Raw genomic sequence first — 17,049 nt, forward strand, 5'->3', positions numbered from 1 at the left:
TCATCGATGTTCTGAAATCGCAAAATGACTTAAATAAATTCCCATCTTTAAATCTTTAATCAGCAAAGAGTCTTCTCAGGCGCTTTGCAACCTGTCTGCACTCGAGAACTTCCTTACACGGCTTGTGGATCTGCATGCGCATAGCGGCAAGCTCTTTCTCTTCCTCCTGATACAGATGCTGTGCTTCCTCAACCGAAACCTCCTGAAAACGAATCTTGTGATCCGTTTTTCTCTGTACCAGCTTCGGGATATCCACGCTGATCACGGTCGCAATCTTTGCATATCCGCCTGTCGTCTGGCGGTCTGCGAGCAGAATAATCGGCTTGCCGTGTGACGGAACCTGAATCGAACCGAGGGCAATTCCCTCTGAGATGATGTCGGATGTCGTCTTCGGCGCGATGAACGGTCCCTCGAGTCGGCAACCCATTCGGTCAAAATCACTCGTCACCGTGAACTCCTCGTTCAGGAAATTGCGGATTCCCTGCTTGCTGAACATATCGTTCTGCGGTCCCATGACCACGCGAAGAGTCACACTCTCCTGATCGAACTCATTGAGATTGAGCTTTCTTGAGAGGAAAAAAGGAAGGTAGTTTCTCTTGATTCGGAAACTGATGTAATCTCCCTCCATCAGCTTTCTTCCCTTGAAACCACCGATCTTACTCTTTAAGCTCGTGCATCGGCTTCCCATGACTACCGGGATTTTTAAATAACCGGAAAAGGCGATGTAACCACGGCTTCCGGTTCTTGCACTTCCAAATTTCAGGATGTCTCCCTTATTCATATAGAGGGCGGTGTACATCGGCACCGGCTCTCCGTTTACTTCCGGATGGAAATCTCCTCCTGTGATCGCGATGATCGAAGCAGAGGTGAATTCCAGGGTCGGACCGATCAGAGTGAACTCCAAAACGGCCTCATTCTCCGGATTATCAATCAGAAGATTTGCTATTTTAAATGACCGGACATCCATAACGCCCGAAACGCCGAATCCCTGGCTCTGGTATCCCGTTCTTCCGAGATCCTGAACGGTTGTGAGCAGTCCGGCTTTTAAGATACGGATTCCCATATTACACCTCACCTTCGCGAACGGTACACTCATATTCTCCCCGCTCGACCAGTTCCTTTATTCGCAGATATTCTTCCTCGTCCACCGGAACGAATCGAATGTAATCACCAGCTTCCACAAGAATCGGAACTTCGCGCTCCGGATCGTAGGTCTTCACCGGAGTCATTCCCATCAACTGCCAGCCACCCGGTGAATCCATCGGATAAATACCGGTCTGAGAACCACCGATTCCGACGCTTCCCGCGTCAATCTTGATTCTCGGGGTTGCCAGTCGCGGAGTGTGAAGGCGTTCATCGAGTCCGCCGAGGTAACAGAATCCCGGAAGAAATCCGAGCATATAGATCAGATAATCCTTCGAGCTGTGCAGGGCGATGACTTCCTCCTCCGTCATTCCCGCATGCTCTGCGATGTATGCCAGATCCGGACCATACTTTCCGCCATAACAAACCGGAATCTCGAAGACTTTCTTCTTTTCATCTCCTGCCTTCGTCTCCACTTTCAGAAGTTTTCTCATTCGCTTTGTGATCTCGCTGTAAGAGATTACACGCGGATCGTAGTTGATCAACAGAGAGCAGAATGCCGGAATCACATCGAGAACACCCTCAATGTGCTGTTCTCTCATCAGCTGAACCGTCGCCTTGATTCTCTGGTTGATCTCTGGGCTGATCTCATTTCCAAACTGAATCAACAGGGAACTGTCACCTGCTGTCAGAATACTGATTTCACTCATGCCAAGAATCTCCTTCTTTCATTTAAAAAGGTCTTTTGAATAATCAATTTTTAGATGAATTGTTTTTAATGAATCGGAAAATGGACACAGCCACAAAACTGCGCCCATTTCCATCAATTTCTCAAATTAGAACAGACCGCCCATCTTCGTCACGAAGGTCGGAATTCCCATGTATGCGGATAAGATTACCACGATAATTCCAAGAACCAGAAGGATCGTCGGATGATGATAATCTTCTCCCATGATCGACTTCATCTGGGAAGCGATCAGGCAGATACCAAGGGTGATCGGAAGGATCAGTCCGTTGAATGCACCTGCGACAACCAGAAGAGTTGCCGGATTTCCAAGAACAACCATGATTGCTGTGGAAACCACGATGAACGCGATGATGACTGCATTCTCATTCTTCTCAATCGATTTGCTGAAGGTCTTTAAGAAGGAAACAGAGGTGTAAGCTGCACCGATGATCGAGGTAACTGCTGCACACAGAAGAACCAGTCCTGCGAAACGGTAACCGAGCTCACCTGCACCCTGACGGAATGCACTTGCTGCCGGGTTGGAAGCATCAAGCTCTGCGCCCTTTGCAACAACACCGAGAACTGCGAGGAAAAGGAAGATACGAACAACGGTTGCAATCAGCATACCCATTACAGAACTTCTGTTTACCTCGTTCAGATTTTCTTTACCGGTGATACCGGCATCGATCAGTCTGTGTGCTCCTGCGAATGTTATGTAACCGCCGACGGTTCCGCCCATCAGGGTCAGGATTGCCGGGAACAACGGCTGAATACCGGTTGACGGTGCAAATGTATTTGTCACTGCCTCTCCTACCGGAGGCTTAACTACAATAATTACAATAAAGATAACCACAATCATGACTGCGCCGAGAACCTTGGTCAGCGTATCCATCGCTGCCTTTGCGTTCTTAAACAGGAATACCGCAATTGCGATTGCTCCTGCGATGATGTATCCAACCGTTGTCGGAACACCGAGCAGAGTGTTCAGTCCAAGTGCTCCACCACCGACGTTACCGATGTTGAAGACGAGACCACCGAGAACAACCATGAAGGCTACAAAATAACCCAGTCCCGGGAGAACCTTGTTTGCCACTTCCTGACCGCGCAGAGCCGTGATACAGAGAACACGCCAGATATTAATCTGTGCGATTGCCGCCAGAATAACCGATACCAAGATGACGAAGCCGAAACTTCCATGGTACTGACCCGTAAATGTGGATGTCTGAGTAAGGAAACCTGGTCCGATTGCAGATGTTGCCATCAAGAATGCTGCACCTAAAAGTGCGCCACCGCCTTTTTTCTTTTCACTCATATAAAGCCCTCCTGTCGGATAAAATTTTCATACAGGAAACGCATTCCCGCACGTTTTCTCTGTATGTGGAACTTTTCTTCCGCTAGAAATTTTCCTGGGATTTCCCGCGAAAGCCTTCATTTCACAGAGGATGCCACTCCTTTGGATCTATGAAATAAAAAATGGGCAGACGAATTACGCTTTCAAAGCATCTTCGCCTTCCCATTGGAACATAGTATACCCTACATTTCTGAAAATTGCAACCCAAATGTTTATTTTTTTCAAAAAGACCCCCTCTTTTTGCACTTTTTCACATAGTAAATGGGGCATTTCCTATTTGAAACTTATTTTTTCAAAGTCAATGCCCCGTTTTTTTTCATTTTTTTCCGGCTTTACAAAAGGTTTTTAATGAGTTTCCGTCATTCCGACAGATCCGACAAGATTTTGCATTTTACTCCTCTGCTTTCAGAATGATATCCTTAAGCTTTCTCTTCGGAACGTAGTGAACATCGTTCTCATCCCGGTAATAAGCAATGCTCTCACCCTCATCGATCTCCTTGAGTACAATCGTCTCCTTCGGCTCTCCGATTGCGACAACCAGCATCGGAACCAGATACTCCGGCAGTTTCAGTTCTTCCCTGATTCCTCCGGCATTAAAACTGCCGATCATGCATCCACCAAGTCCCTTCTCTGTCGCAGAGAGCAACATGGTCTGTGCGACAATTCCGACATCCTTCTGGTACGTATTCAGATTTGCGCCCAGACGAGTATCCTGACAGATCACAATAAATGCTGTCGGACACATCCCCGGATGCGGAAGTGTGAGATCCTTTAAAGCTCTCGCCCACTTCGTCTGCGCCTGAATCCGATCCACCTCTTCCTTCTTCCATGCAAGATAATAGCGAAACGGCTGTCCATTGATCGATGACGGGCAAAGTCTTGCACAGTCCACAAGGTCAGTCAGCTCCTCCTCCGTCACCTGTCTCTCCTCGTTGTAGCCACGGTAACTGCGGTTCTTTTTCAAAAGGTCCTTTAACATTGCGCTCTCTTCCTTTCTTTTCTCCAAGTGTTCCTCAACACTTTCTGTATACGATCCTACATCTTGGAGTCTCTGATTACTCCTCTTTATTCTAGCGCTTTTCCTATCACCTTGTCATCTCTTTTATATATAAAAAATATCGAACCCAAACAAAAATTGTTACTGTTCACGCATTGCGCAAACAGCAACGGATTTTGCCGATGCTTCGCATTCCAAATCGGCAAAATCTGCTACCACCACTGTATCATACGGCATTTTCAGTTCAGAAAATGCCTACCCGTGTACAGTAACCAAAAACTCCCTCCCGGCATTCATCAAATGCCAGAGAGGGAGTCTCTTTGTAAAGTTTGCAACACGTAAACTTCGCAATATAAAATTAAACTCAAATTCTTCTTACTCGTCCCAGTTGTGGTAAACAGCCTGAACGTCGTCGTCTGCATCCAGAAGATCCAGGATACGGTTCATGCGCTTGATATCATCCTCAGCGCTCAGCTCAACCCAGGTCTGCGGGATCATCGTGACATCAGCCTCCATCATCGGGATGCCCTCTTTCTCAAGAGCCTCGCGAACTGCACTGAAGTCCTCCGGAGCAGTGATCACCTCGAAGCTGTCCTCCTCCTCGGAGAAGTCCTCTGCGCCAGCATCCAGAGCCAGCATCATCAGCTCATCCGGATCCATCTCGCACTCTTCCTTATCAATCACGATCTGACCCTTCTTGTCGAACATGAAGGATACGCTTCCCTGTGCGCCTACATTTCCGCCACCCTTGGTAAATGCGCTTCTCACATTTGCTGCGGTACGGTTCTTGTTGTCGGTCAGGGTATCTACGATGATTGCAACACCGTTCGGGCCGTAACCTTCGTAGGTCAGTACCTCATAGTTTACAGAGTTTGCATCGCCGGCAGCTTTCTTGATTCCGCGGTCGATGGTATCGTTGGGCATGTTGTTTGCCTTTGCCTTCGCAATTACATCACGCAGTTTGCTGTTGTTAGCCGGGTCTGGACCGCCCTCTTTTACAGCTACAGCGATCTCACGTCCGATTACGGTAAATACTTTACCCTTAGCAGCGTCGTTTCTCTCTTTTTTGTGCTTGATATTGGCAAATTTAGAATGTCCTGACATAAAATAACAGCTCCTTATCTATCTTTCTCTTCTCGTCCTCATCCGCACTACTCTGCGGAAACTGTCGTGATCTCACGACAAAACATCTTTATCATTCTAACACCAAAAAGACATAAGATCAATACTCCTGCTGAAATTTTGTCGGCGATTTTGATGTATATTTCTTAAATACCGCGCAGAAATGCTTGTAATCCGAGAATCCCGTCGCCTCCGAGATCTCCGAGATCCGGTATCTTCCCGTCTCCAAAAGTGCTGTCGCCTGCTGGACCCGGTAGCGATTTAAGAAGTCCAAAAATGTCTGTCCCGTCGCTTCCTTGAACTTTCGGCTCAAGTAGCTCGCACTGACTCCAAGCTCCATTGCGATCTGCTCCACACTCAGACGCTTCTGGTAATCCTTCTGAATCCGGCGAATACAATCTGCGACGTAGCCATTCTCCATCACACGGACATTCTTCGTCGCCGTCTCGACACTCTCCTCCTCCGTTTTCCGAAGAGCGCGCTCTGCCCGCCTCTCTAAATCGATCTCCTTTTGAATCTGCACAATCACACGCGCCAGCTCCTCCTCATCAACGGGTTTCAGGAGATAGGCACTGACCTTTGCCTCAATCGCCCGCTTCGCAAACTCAAAATCCTCATAGCTCGTCAGAAGAATGCTCTTAAACCGCAAAGTCCCCTCTGCCTGACGGATCATCTCAATCCCGTCAAGACAGGGCATACAAATATCCGCAATCACGACATCCGGACGACTCTCAAGAATCTTTTCGAGTCCCTCCTGACCATCCGAGGCCTCCGCCACGACAACGCAGTCCATCGAAAGCCAGTCGGTCGTACAGACGAGCCCCCTTCGGATCACATCTTCATCCTCTGCGATCAGAATCCGTAGCATCTTTCTCTTCCCCCTCGTGCACCGGAATCGTCACGACAAGAGTGGTTCCCTCTCCCTCCAAGCTCCGAATCTTCACTCCATACGGACGCCCGTAGAGCAGACCAATTCTCCGGTGAATGTTATAAAGACCGGAATGACGGCTGGTATTCTCCCTCTGTTCGAGAAGATCTGCCAGATTCTTGAGTGCACTCTGGCTCATTCCCATGCCATCATCCCTGCAAAGTAAAAACAATGTTCCCTCATGACAGTAAGCCTTCAAATTGACATGAATCTCTTTTTTCTTTCCGCCAAATCCATACTTGACCGCATTCTCGATCATCGGCTGAAGCACAAGTTTCGGAATCCAACATGAGAGCGCCTGCTCGCTGATCTCGGTTGTAAACTGAAACCGCTCCCCAAACCTGCATTTCAAGATCGCAAGATAACGAGACAGATGATCAAGATCTTCCGAGAGAATCACTTCTCCCCCACTGTTTTCCAGACTGTAGCGCATCAGCCCGGACAGATCTCGAACCATCTGCTCTGCGGACGAAGGATCGAGACGACACATGTAGCGGATGTTCTCAAGCGTGTTATAGAGGAAATGCGGATTGAACTGGGACTCAAGCTGTTTGTTCTGCGCTGCCGCCACAAGCTCTGCCATCTGGCGCGCAGACTCGCGCTCTCGGCGCAGGCTCTCAATCATCTCATTGCAGGCATCTGCAATTTCGGCAAGATTCGGATCAGAATCAACCCGGATCTCCGTCTCAAGATTTCCGCTCTGAACCTGCCTAAGCCCCCTCAAAATCCGTTCACAATCTTCCCGTCTCTGCACTTCCCTCTTTCTTCCAAACCATGACCACATGACGCCTCATTCCTCTCTGACTTTTTCAAGTCGACTCTGCGTCGACGCGATATTCGGCATCCGTATTTTAGCCGATATTCCGGTCGACGCCATATCGATATCATCCTCTCGATGTTATAAAATATAAACACCTCTCGGGTCAAAGTCAAGGAAAGCTCTCTCGCCTGTCTCATAAATCCGGCGATTGACCGGATTGTAATCGGTGATCTGGATCTCCATCCCCCCCACACTCAACTGATAATACTGGTAAGAACCCATGAACGTCGAGAGCGTCACGGTTCCCTCAATCACACCACTCTCAGAAAGGCTGACTGCCTCCGGTCGAAGAACAAGCTCACTCTTGTCTCCGGCTTTGGCATGGGCAAAATTGTTGACCTCAAGCGTCTCACCTGCGACGAGAATCTTTGCCTTTTCCTCTCCCGCCTCGAGAACCTGTGCATCGAGGAAGTTTGCCTCACCGATGAAGTCTGCGACAAAACGGGAATTGGGATGATAGTAGATCTCTCTCGGTGTTCCGATCTGCTCGACTTTTCCCTTGCTCATGATGATGATCTTATCGGAAATACTCATCGCCTCCGACTGGTCATGGGTAACATAGATTGCGGTGATTCCGACCTTCTGCTGAATCTTCCGGATCTCGGTACGCATCGTCACACGAAGTTTTGCATCAAGGTTTGAAAGCGGTTCATCAAACAGGAGCACGCCCGGTTCAAGCACAAGAGCACGCGCAAGCGCAACTCGCTGTTGCTGACCTCCGGAAAGCTGGTTTGTCATTCGGGACTCCATTCCCTCCATCTCCACGAGTTTAAGGATGTTGAGCACCTTCTCGCGTATTTCATCTTTCGGAACCTTTCGTATTTTCAGACCGTAAGCCACGTTGTCGAAGACGTTGTAATGCGGAAGAAGTGCATAGCTCTGGAATACCATTGCGGTATCTCTCTTGTTCGGTGTCAGACCGTTGATCGGCTGATTGTCAAGGTAGATCTCCCCCTCATCCGGGCTCTCAAATCCGGCAATCATTCTGAGGATTGTCGTCTTTCCGCATCCGGACGGTCCAAGCAGAGTCACGAAGGTTCCCGGCTCAATATTTAAGTCTGCGTCATGAACGGCATAGAATTCTTTTCCTGTTTTCGGGTCATTATAAATTTTAGAAATATGTTCCAGACGGACACCTTTTTTCTTTTTTTCCATCCTGTTTTCCTCCTGCCTGATTCTATTTTCCACATTTCATTCGAGTTTCTCTGACAGTCTTACTCCTCTTTCATCTTCCGGCTGACTCCAAAGAACTTCATCATCAGATTCATCAGAAGAACCGCTCCGTAGGTAATCGCGATCAGCACGGTTGCATACGCACATGCGACACCGTAGTTTCCTTTCTCTGCCTGCTCATTGATCTGACAGGTGATCAGCAGGAAATCCGGAGTCACGAGAAGAATGATTGCGGAGATTGCAGTGATGCTTCGCACAAATGCAGTTACAAGTCCACTGAAGAACGAATCCTTGATCAGTGGAAGCGTCACAGTCATAAAAACTCGCGCGGAGTTTGCACCCATATCATAGGCAGACTCCTCAATCGACTTATCAATCTGGCGAAGAGCGGAAATTCCGCTTCGTGTTCCGGTCGGAAGGCTTCGCACAACGAAAACGATGACGAGGATCACTCCGGTTCCGTAGAGACTGCTTAAAACTCCACTCCGGAACAGTCCGTTTGCATAACCGCGAATATATCCAATACCGAGAACGGTTCCCGGAACTGCCATCGCAAGCATCGAGACAAACTCAATGAAACTGCGTCCGCGGAAGCGTTTCTTTACCACGAGATAGGAAATCACCATCGACAAAAAGGCGGTGATCGGTGCGGAGATCAGGGAGAGCACGAAGGAATCCTTAAACGCCTTGAGTCCGCTCGTCTTAAACATATACTGGAACCACTTGAGGCTCAGTGTATAATCACGTCCCCACAACGTAAACAGAGCACCGAACGGAACCATGATGTACATCAAAAGAACGAAGGCTGCCACGATTCCACAGAAGATTGTCAGCGGAGTCGTCACACTCTTGTCCTCGATCAGCATACGCATTCTCGATGCCTTTCCGGTCAGGGTTGCCGCAGTCTTCTTCTCGAGGTAATACTTCTGAATCAGGAAAAGAATCACGGTCAGGGACAGAAGAACAACGGACATCGCCGCTGCACCCGTCGAGTCGTAAGCTCCGGTTACCTGCAGGTAGATCGTTGTCGCAAGCGTATCATACGAACCACCGATCAGCATCGGGTTTGCAAAGTCTGCAACCGACTCGATAAACGTTACGAGAAACGCATTTCCAAGTCCCGGAAGAAGAAGCGGAAATGTTACACTCGTAAATACCTTCCATCTCGTCGCACCCATATCACGGGTTGCCTCCTCAAGAGAAGGATCAATGTTCTTTAAAAGTCCCTTGAGCATCAGATAGCAGACCGGGAAGAACGTCAGCGTCTGCACGATCGCGATTCCCTTTAAGCCGTACACGTTGGAATCATAGATGTGAAGCATGGATCGCGTGATGATACCGCTTCGTCCAAAAAGCATGATCATCGACAGTGAGAGCACAAACGGCGGGGAAACAACCGGAAGCATCGACACAAGACCAAAGAGCTTTTCAAGGATCTTCGTCTTGAGCTTTACATAGACTTCCACATAGGCGAACAGAAGTCCGATCGCCGTCGAAGCTAAACCGGTGATCACGCCGAGCACCAGGGTGTTGCGAAATGCATTCCGAAACCGCTCGAGGCTCAATACACGCTTAAATACATCCAATGTAAGATGTCCCTCTGCATAAAAGCTGTCCACCAGAAGCATCAGAAGCGGATACAGAATAAACAGGGACAAAAAGATCAACAATACCACAATCATACTGATCAAAATCGGATCTGAGAAAAATTTTTTACGCTCAAGGTCAGCGCTTTGTCTTCTGGCCACAGCCAGTCCCCCTTTCTAACAAGAAACACACCTGATTGTTATCCTTACGGTCATCTCTCACAAGCATCAGACGGACGCAAAAACCGCGCGGAACCGCTTTCGCAGTACCGCGCGGCAGACATTCCGTCACACTTTCCAATCAGAAAAACCGATCGGACTCTCTATGACTGACGATTACCGATGATTGCTGACCGGCCGTTCCATGAACGAGAACCTTACTCAGTCAGGAATCTGCTCGAATCTGCACTGTCAGCAGAGCTTCCAAGTGCATTGAAGAAATCTTCTACATATTTCGCACTGTTTGCCTTTGCATCTGCGAAATCATAATCGATTGTGTTGTTCATATCCAGACCGAACTCTTCTGCTTCCTTCGGCTGTTCTGCATTGCTCAGAACGAGGAACTGATAGGAACCATTGTCCTTCGCCATGTCTACACAATCCGGAGACAGTGCATACTCAATCCACAACTTCGCTGCGTTCGGATGGGTGCATCCCTCGAAGATTGCGGTTGCACCAACTTCGTAGGAAGTTCCATCTTCCGGAACGATGAGCTGAATATTGTCATAGCCCTGAAGAATCTGATAGATACCATCATGCAGGAATCCGATTGCGATGACACACTCGCCAGGTCCTACCATCTTGGACGGACCGGAACCAGACTTCGTGTACTGAGCGATGTTCTTATCGAGTGCCTTGAAGTACTCCATCGCCTCGTCATGACCCTTCATCTGAACCATCGTGTTGATCACGAGTTTTGCAGTACCTGCGGTATTCGGGTTCGACATCATGATCAGACCCTTATACTCTTCCTTCGTCAGATCATCCCAGGTCTTCGGTGCATCCAGTTTCAGACGCTCAATCTCCTCGGTGTTTACCATGAATCCGAGAATGCCCTTGTAGATTCCGTACCAGCAGTTTGTCGGGTCCTTGTACTGATCGCTGATGAGGTTCTTCGCATTGATCGCCTCATACGGCATCAGCAGGTTTGCTGCAACTGCCTCGTTGTAAGGATCTGTCGTACCGCCGAACCATACGTCCGCTGACGGTTTTCCTGCCTCCTCGGAGACCTTGGTGTAAACTTCGGAGGTGGACAGACGCTGGAATTTCGTCTTGATTCCGTAGAGTTTCTCGAAGTTCTGGCAGGCAGCGGAGAGATACTCCTCCTCACAGGAGCCATACACGGTCAGTTCTCCTTCTGCCTTTGCTGCCTCGATCAGAGCATCGAGATCTCCACTCTCGCCTGTCTCTGCGGAGGCTTCGGAAGATTCTGCAACGGTCGTCTCTTCCGTCTTCGGTGCCTCAGTCGGAGCTGTGGTTGAACCGGTACTGCTGTTTCCGCATCCGGTCAGTCCAAACAACATCGAACATGCCAGCAACAATGCCAATTTTTTCCTCATAATAAAACCCCTCCTTTTTTCTGATAGCTTGATTCTATCACAAAAGAGAAGGGGCGAAAACCCTTTTTTCAGTATGATTGTCTGATTTTCTGAACTCTTTTTATCGTTTTTTGTATATATTAACAGGTTTTATTTTGTTTTTTTATAAATTGTGCAGGAAAGATGTCGAAATTTTATCCCATTTTTCCGCATTCTTACATGTGATCTGACTGTTTTTAGGTATGATCTTCCAGTTCTGCCTCACTCTGTGAATCTGTCGCAATCCTCGTCACGCGGACAGAGTGAAGGATTCTTCCCTCCACCTTCAAAACCGAGAACAGGAAACCGAGATACGGGATCTCTGGATGCTCGTCCTCTTTCGGAATCCGGTCAAGGCGGGAAATCAACAGTCCGTTGAGCGTGTCGTAATTGTTGCGATCCTCCTCCGTGAAGGAGATCCCAAGCTCCTCCTCCGCATCCTCGAGCGGGGTCATTCCACTCATAATCAGGGCATCGCCCTCTCCGCGGACAATATACTGCTCATCCACATCATACTCATCCATAATATTTCCGACAATCTCCTCGAGAATATCCTCAATCGTCACAAGACCGGCAGTCTGTCCGTACTCATCCACCACAATCTCCATGTGAATCTTCTGCGACTGCATGTCCTTAAACAGAGAAGATATATTGCGCGTCTCCGGGATAAAATGAGCAGTTCGCATCACTCCCGGCACATTCGCAACCGCCATCCTCGCCTCATGAGGATTCTGCACATGCACCATCACATCGCGCAGATGCACGGTTCCGAGAATGTCATCGAGATCCTGTCCATAAACAGGAAAGCGACTGTTGCTGCACTCCTTGAGCATGAAATCCGCAGCCTCTTTCAACGTCTGGGAACCATCGATCGCCACAATGTTCTTGCGGTTCGTCATGATGTCCCATGCCTGCTTATCACTCATCTCAAAAATATTGGAGATCATCTCTGCCTCTCCGCTCTCTAACACTCCCTGCTCCTGTCCTTCGCTCACCATCGTCCGAATATCTTCTTCTGTCACATTTTCACGTCTGTGGTTCCGGTAGATACGAATTGCCAGAATTGTCACTCCCGCCAGAATCGCGACAAACGCCACGACAACCAGGATTGGCAACGACAAACTGCCTTCGTCCATAAGACTCTAAACTCCCTTTCTTTTACAGAGATGTCGCAAAACACAAAAAGCAGGAACCCCTGTCTTTTTCTGCTCTGCGACATCTCTTTTTGCCGTAATTGTACCTGATTTCTCCTGATTCGTCAATGGCGAAGCGACGCGAACCGCCTCCCTCCTGAGAAGAGTTGTGATACCCCCACCTAAAGAGGAGGGGGACATCCACTCTGAGTTATAAGTTTGCGCTGACAGACATTCACCTTCTCTTTCTTTATGTAGAAAGAAAAAATCTTATTGCAAATGCTCCCCCTCAATCGGCAGTTCCAGACTCACCATCAGCGCCCGGTTGACCTTTCCAAGAAGTTCCTCATCTATATGACAGATTCTCTCACGAAGTCTCTGTTTGTCAATCGTCCGCAGTTGTTCTAAGAGAATCACGGAATCGCGAACCATATCACAGCGTCGCGTGGACAATTCCACATGGGTCGGAAGTTTCGCCTTGTTCATCTTTGAGGTAATCGCCGCGCAGATCACGGTCGGGCTGTGCCGGTTTCCCACATCGTTCTGGATGATGAGAACCGGTCGGACTCCGCCCTGCTCCGATCCGATCACCGGGCGCAGATCTGCATAATAAATGTCTCCTCGTCTGATAATCACTGATTTCACTCCATCTCTGTCCCGCTTCTCTCTTTTCTCTCTTCCACCCGTTTTCTTATGTATTTTTTACATGTTTCCAAAAGAAAACATATAAAACAAACGACTCAGAGAAAAATCAAAAGAAAAGAATATGGACAGCTGTTTTAGAGCTATTATTGCCTTTCTGTGATTATTTTATGCAGGAAAACCGTGTCTCGTCACATTGTAAAGCCCTCATAGTGATCATCAAAATAGTCCTTCGTTCCGATCACTTTTCCATCTTTTAAGTAGACACGCGGAATGCGCTTTCCGAGGTCACAGCTGATCTCATAGTGGAAGCCTCCGCACCAGTCTGCAACCTCCTCCATCGAGATCCGATCATTTCCGTCCTCTCCGATCAGAGTCACCTCGGTATCCACCTTCGCCTCCGGAATCTCACTCACATCGACCATAAATTGATCCATGCAAATACGTCCGAGAATCGGAACACGCTTTCCCGCGATCAGCACCATTCCTTTTCCGGTCAGAGATCTCGGATAGCCATCGCCGTAACCGACCGGAACCGTCGCAACGCGCATCGGCTTTGTGACCTTGTAAAGTCCGCCATAGCTGATCTCCTGTCCCGGAACCATCTCCTTGACATAAGTAATCCGGCTCTTCAAGCTCATTACCGGACGCAGAGGAACGGCATCCTTGTTCACCTCATCCGACGGATACATGCCATAGATCGAGATACCCGCGCGCACAAGTCCCATATGCATCTCCTTAAAGTCAATGATCGCCGCACTGTTCGAGCAGTGTCGAAGTGGAATCTCGACTCCCCGCTCCTTAAGCAGATCACAGAAATGCTGATAGCGCTCATACTGGCGGATGGTCGCTTCCCGGTCTGCCTCATCGGCGCGCGCAAAATGCGTAAACAAGCCCTCTGTCTCGATTCCCGGAAGATCCGCAATCGCTTTTGCAAGGTCTGCCCCCTTTTCATCCGGCGTCATTCCGATGCGTCCCATTCCGGTGTCTAACGCGAAATGGATCGGTGCCTTGACGCCGAGGCGCTGTGCCGTCTCAGAGAACGGTTTTGCCTGTTCCATCGTAAAGATCGACGGGCGAACCTGCTGGCGAATCATCTCCTCATACTGGCTCTCATGGGAGACTCCGAGAACGAGAATCCACTTTGCAACCCCGTGACGGCGAAGTACATAGGCCTCCTCCGGAGTTGCAACTGCATATCCTGCTACAAACGGATCAATCACCTTTGCGATCGGAACGGCACCGTGACCATATCCATCCGTCTTCACGACACCGACCATCTCTGTGCCGGGATTCAGATTTTTCTTCATAGATTCCATATTATAAACAACCGCATCCAGATCAATCGGTGCCCAGACCCGTGTATACATCTTCATTTTTCTGTATATTCTCCTTTTGTTTCCTGTATCTGTTATCTTTTTTCTTTCTTTTATATTTAATATATCGAAATGGTCTTTTTGTCAAATTTTTCTTTTCATCAAATTTCTCTTCTCTGCTTGCAATTTTGGCGCTTATCGCAAAATTTACGCAAGCTTTGCAATCTCATCCGCAAGATTGCTCGCAAGCACACCATTTTCTCCAAATTTCGCCGATCCACTCTCACCGGCAAGACCGTGAAGGTAAACGCCAAATGCCGATGCGCGGTCGCAGTCCATGCCACGTGCAAGCAGACCGGCAATAATTCCCGTCAGTACATCTCCGGAACCGCCCTTCGCCATCGCACTGCATCCGCTCGTGTTCAACCAGACCGTTCCATCCTTATCCGCAATCAGCGTCGAGGCATCTTTCATCACACAGGTCACCCCATAGCGACTGCTGTACGCCTTGACCGCCTGAACCGGATCTTCCTTGAGTTCCGAGATCGGACAGGAACAGAGTCTTGCCATCTCGCCCATATGGGGAGTCAGAATGATATTTTCCGTGAAATACCGCGTCAGATACGGGTGGGATGCCACGGTGTTGAGTCCGTCGGCATCTAAGACCATCGGCACATACGCGTGCTCGAGAACTGCCTCGACAAGGTACTCCACATACGGCTCCTGCCCAAGTCCGGGGCCGAGCACAATCACATCTGCCCAGTCACACGCCTCCCTCAGAAAATCCGTCGAGTGCTCCTCCGCCGTGATCTGATCCGGATCATAGACGGAGACAACCGCCTCCGGAAGTTGCGTCTGAATCACTGCCCGGTTTTCGGAAACCGTCAGGACTTTCACCAGCCCTGCACCCGTCCGGTATGCGGAAAGCGCGCTGAAATACGCCGCCCCGCTCATTCCCCGGCTTCCTGCGATCACGAGAACTTTGCCAAACGTTCCCTTATTTCCGTCCGACTGGCGCACCGGCAGATCAGCAAGATCAGACTCCTCCAGCGACTTGCAGTCCCAGCCGACTCTCTCCAGGCTGACATCGGAAAATCCGACGTCCGCGACACGCACCTTGCCGGCATAGTTTCGCCCCGGATAGAGGAAAAGTCCCGTCTTTCCGTAGCCAAATGTCACAGTGAGATCAGCCCTCAGTGCTGTTCCCATCACATGACCGGTCTGGGAATGAATTCCCGACGGCGTGTCCGTGGCAACCACCTTGGCGCCGTCGCGCTTTGCAATCTCGGCGAGCTGTTCCAGAATATTCTTCCACTCCCCGGTGATCTCCCGCGCAAGTCCGATGCCAAACACCGCATCCACAATCACATCCCAGTTACCGGACAGATCTTCCGTTTTCCGCATCATCGTCACGCCAAGTGTCTCGGCAATCTTTTGCTGTCTGCGGTGCTCCTCCGTCTCGTGTTCCGGATTTCCGCCAAGAAATACCACTGCCTCATATCCTCGCCCGTGAAGGATTCTTCCGACAACAATGCCATCGGCTCCATTGTTTCCCGTTCCGCAGGCAATCAAAATCCGTACATTCTTTTTATTTTTATCTCGGGCAGAGAAGTCCGGATGACCGGAAGTTATGATCTCTTCCACTGCATCCGCAACAGCTAACCCTGCCCTCTCCATCAGGACAAGTGACGGAATCCCAATCCGCTCTATCGTGTCCTGATCAATCTGTTTCATCTGTTTACCGGTCACAAAGTACCTCATCCGTCCGCCTCCTGTCCTCGATCATACAAGCAAAACCGGCAGGCGAAATGAGACATGCTCTTTCTCCTGCCGGTATCCGCCACATCATGTGCAAAACAATTCCGGGGATATTCCCGAATCGTCTCTCTTTATGTCTTTATTTCCTTTCCTTCTCTTTCTTCTCCTTAGCGCGTCTCTCCTGCTCCTCTTTCTGATCCTGAAGACGGCACACACGATAAGAAAGTCGCATCAGACTCTCAGACAGATGCACATTTTCTACCACAACATCATCCGGCACATTCAAGTCCACATGCGCAAAGTTCCAGATTGCCTTGATTCCCGCACTTACCAGACGGTCTGCAATCTCCGGAGCCTTTGTCTTAGGAATCGTGAGTGCTGCCATCTGCACGTTGTTGTCACGGATAAACTGCTCAAGATCATCCACTCCGCGAATCTCAATGCCACGAACAACAAGTCCAATCAGACGCGGATTGATATCAAACATTCCCTTGATAATAAATCCACGTTTTTCGAAATTGGCATAGTTCGCAATCGCCTGTCCCAGATTACCGGCACCAATGATAATCAGGTTGTGTTTCCGGTCAATTCCAAGAATTTTTCCGATCTCGTTATATAGATATTTTACATTATATCCATATCCCTGCTGACCAAATCCACCGAAATTATTCAAATCCTGACGGATCTGTGATGCCGTCACTTTCATCCGGGAACTCAGCTCATTGGAGGAAATTCTCTCCACTCCAAGTTCCATTAATTCTCCCAGATAACGGTAATACCTGGGCAGACGGGTAATCACCGCCTTTGAAATTTCTCTGCCTTCCATGCTTCACTGC

The 17,049-nt window shown here is 49.1% G+C and carries 15 protein-coding genes; all 15 read right to left on the bottom strand.

Annotated elements, in window-relative coordinates; translation table 11 throughout:
* Positions 1 to 55: 55 nt before the first annotated feature.
* The 15 genes from AC4EVX_RS07030 to AC4EVX_RS07100 all read right to left on the bottom strand — a co-directional run bounded on the left by AC4EVX_RS07030 (position 56) and on the right by AC4EVX_RS07100 (position 17,039).
* Positions 56 to 1,063, bottom strand: a complete 1,008-nt coding sequence (locus tag AC4EVX_RS07030) for a 5-oxoprolinase subunit C family protein (RefSeq protein ID WP_308451087.1) — start codon at positions 1,061 to 1,063, stop codon at positions 56 to 58.
* Position 1,064: 1 nt separating this feature from the next.
* Entirely contained in the window at positions 1,065 to 1,793 is a 729-nt protein-coding gene (gene pxpB, locus AC4EVX_RS07035) for a 5-oxoprolinase subunit PxpB (protein WP_177976784.1), read from the bottom strand.
* A gap of 126 nt (positions 1,794 to 1,919) precedes the next feature.
* Positions 1,920 to 3,122: an NRAMP family divalent metal transporter gene (locus tag AC4EVX_RS07040; RefSeq protein ID WP_490159864.1), complete on the bottom strand. Its 1,203-nt coding sequence runs from the start codon at positions 3,120 to 3,122 to the stop codon at positions 1,920 to 1,922.
* Positions 3,123 to 3,552: 430 nt separating this feature from the next.
* Complete coding sequence (locus AC4EVX_RS07045; protein ID WP_177976782.1) at positions 3,553 to 4,140, bottom strand: nitroreductase family protein; 588 nt, start codon at positions 4,138 to 4,140, stop codon at positions 3,553 to 3,555.
* Positions 4,141 to 4,533: 393 nt separating this feature from the next.
* Positions 4,534 to 5,262: a YebC/PmpR family DNA-binding transcriptional regulator gene (locus AC4EVX_RS07050; protein WP_177977006.1), complete on the bottom strand. Its 729-nt coding sequence runs from the start codon at positions 5,260 to 5,262 to the stop codon at positions 4,534 to 4,536.
* Between the two features lie 118 nt (positions 5,263 to 5,380).
* Positions 5,381 to 6,148, bottom strand: coding sequence for a response regulator (locus AC4EVX_RS07055; protein WP_177977005.1), 768 nt, complete (start codon positions 6,146 to 6,148; stop codon positions 5,381 to 5,383).
* Positions 6,120 to 6,992 carry a histidine kinase gene (locus AC4EVX_RS07060; RefSeq protein ID WP_177977004.1) on the bottom strand — a complete coding sequence of 291 codons (873 nt, stop codon included), beginning with the start codon at positions 6,990 to 6,992 and terminating at the stop codon, positions 6,120 to 6,122. Before AC4EVX_RS07060 ends, AC4EVX_RS07055 begins: the two co-directional genes overlap by 29 nt.
* Before the next feature lie 114 nt (positions 6,993 to 7,106).
* Positions 7,107 to 8,183: an ABC transporter ATP-binding protein gene (locus tag AC4EVX_RS07065; protein ID WP_177977003.1), complete on the bottom strand. Its 1,077-nt coding sequence runs from the start codon at positions 8,181 to 8,183 to the stop codon at positions 7,107 to 7,109.
* A gap of 59 nt (positions 8,184 to 8,242) precedes the next feature.
* On the bottom strand, positions 8,243 to 9,949 hold the full coding sequence (locus AC4EVX_RS07070) for an ABC transporter permease (RefSeq protein ID WP_177977002.1): 1,707 nt from the start codon (positions 9,947 to 9,949) through the stop codon (positions 8,243 to 8,245).
* Between the two features lie 215 nt (positions 9,950 to 10,164).
* Positions 10,165 to 11,346, bottom strand: coding sequence for an extracellular solute-binding protein (locus tag AC4EVX_RS07075; RefSeq protein WP_177977001.1), 1,182 nt, complete (start codon positions 11,344 to 11,346; stop codon positions 10,165 to 10,167).
* A 215-nt stretch (positions 11,347 to 11,561) separates the two neighbouring features.
* Complete coding sequence (locus tag AC4EVX_RS07080; protein ID WP_177977000.1) at positions 11,562 to 12,500, bottom strand: transporter associated domain-containing protein; 939 nt, start codon at positions 12,498 to 12,500, stop codon at positions 11,562 to 11,564.
* A gap of 267 nt (positions 12,501 to 12,767) precedes the next feature.
* A complete protein-coding gene (locus AC4EVX_RS07085) occupies positions 12,768 to 13,133 on the bottom strand; it encodes a type II toxin-antitoxin system PemK/MazF family toxin (protein WP_177976999.1) in 366 nt (121 codons plus the stop codon).
* Between the two features lie 197 nt (positions 13,134 to 13,330).
* Entirely contained in the window at positions 13,331 to 14,515 is a 1,185-nt protein-coding gene (gene alr / locus AC4EVX_RS07090; RefSeq protein WP_177976998.1) for an alanine racemase, read from the bottom strand.
* A 147-nt stretch (positions 14,516 to 14,662) separates the two neighbouring features.
* Positions 14,663 to 16,216: an NAD(P)H-hydrate dehydratase gene (locus AC4EVX_RS07095; protein ID WP_177976997.1), complete on the bottom strand. Its 1,554-nt coding sequence runs from the start codon at positions 16,214 to 16,216 to the stop codon at positions 14,663 to 14,665.
* Between the two features lie 136 nt (positions 16,217 to 16,352).
* Positions 16,353 to 17,039, bottom strand: a complete 687-nt coding sequence (locus AC4EVX_RS07100) for a redox-sensing transcriptional repressor Rex (RefSeq protein WP_177976996.1) — start codon at positions 17,037 to 17,039, stop codon at positions 16,353 to 16,355.
* Between the last annotated feature and the right edge of the window lie 10 nt (positions 17,040 to 17,049).

This window comes from Brotaphodocola sp., from assembly GCF_983179755.1.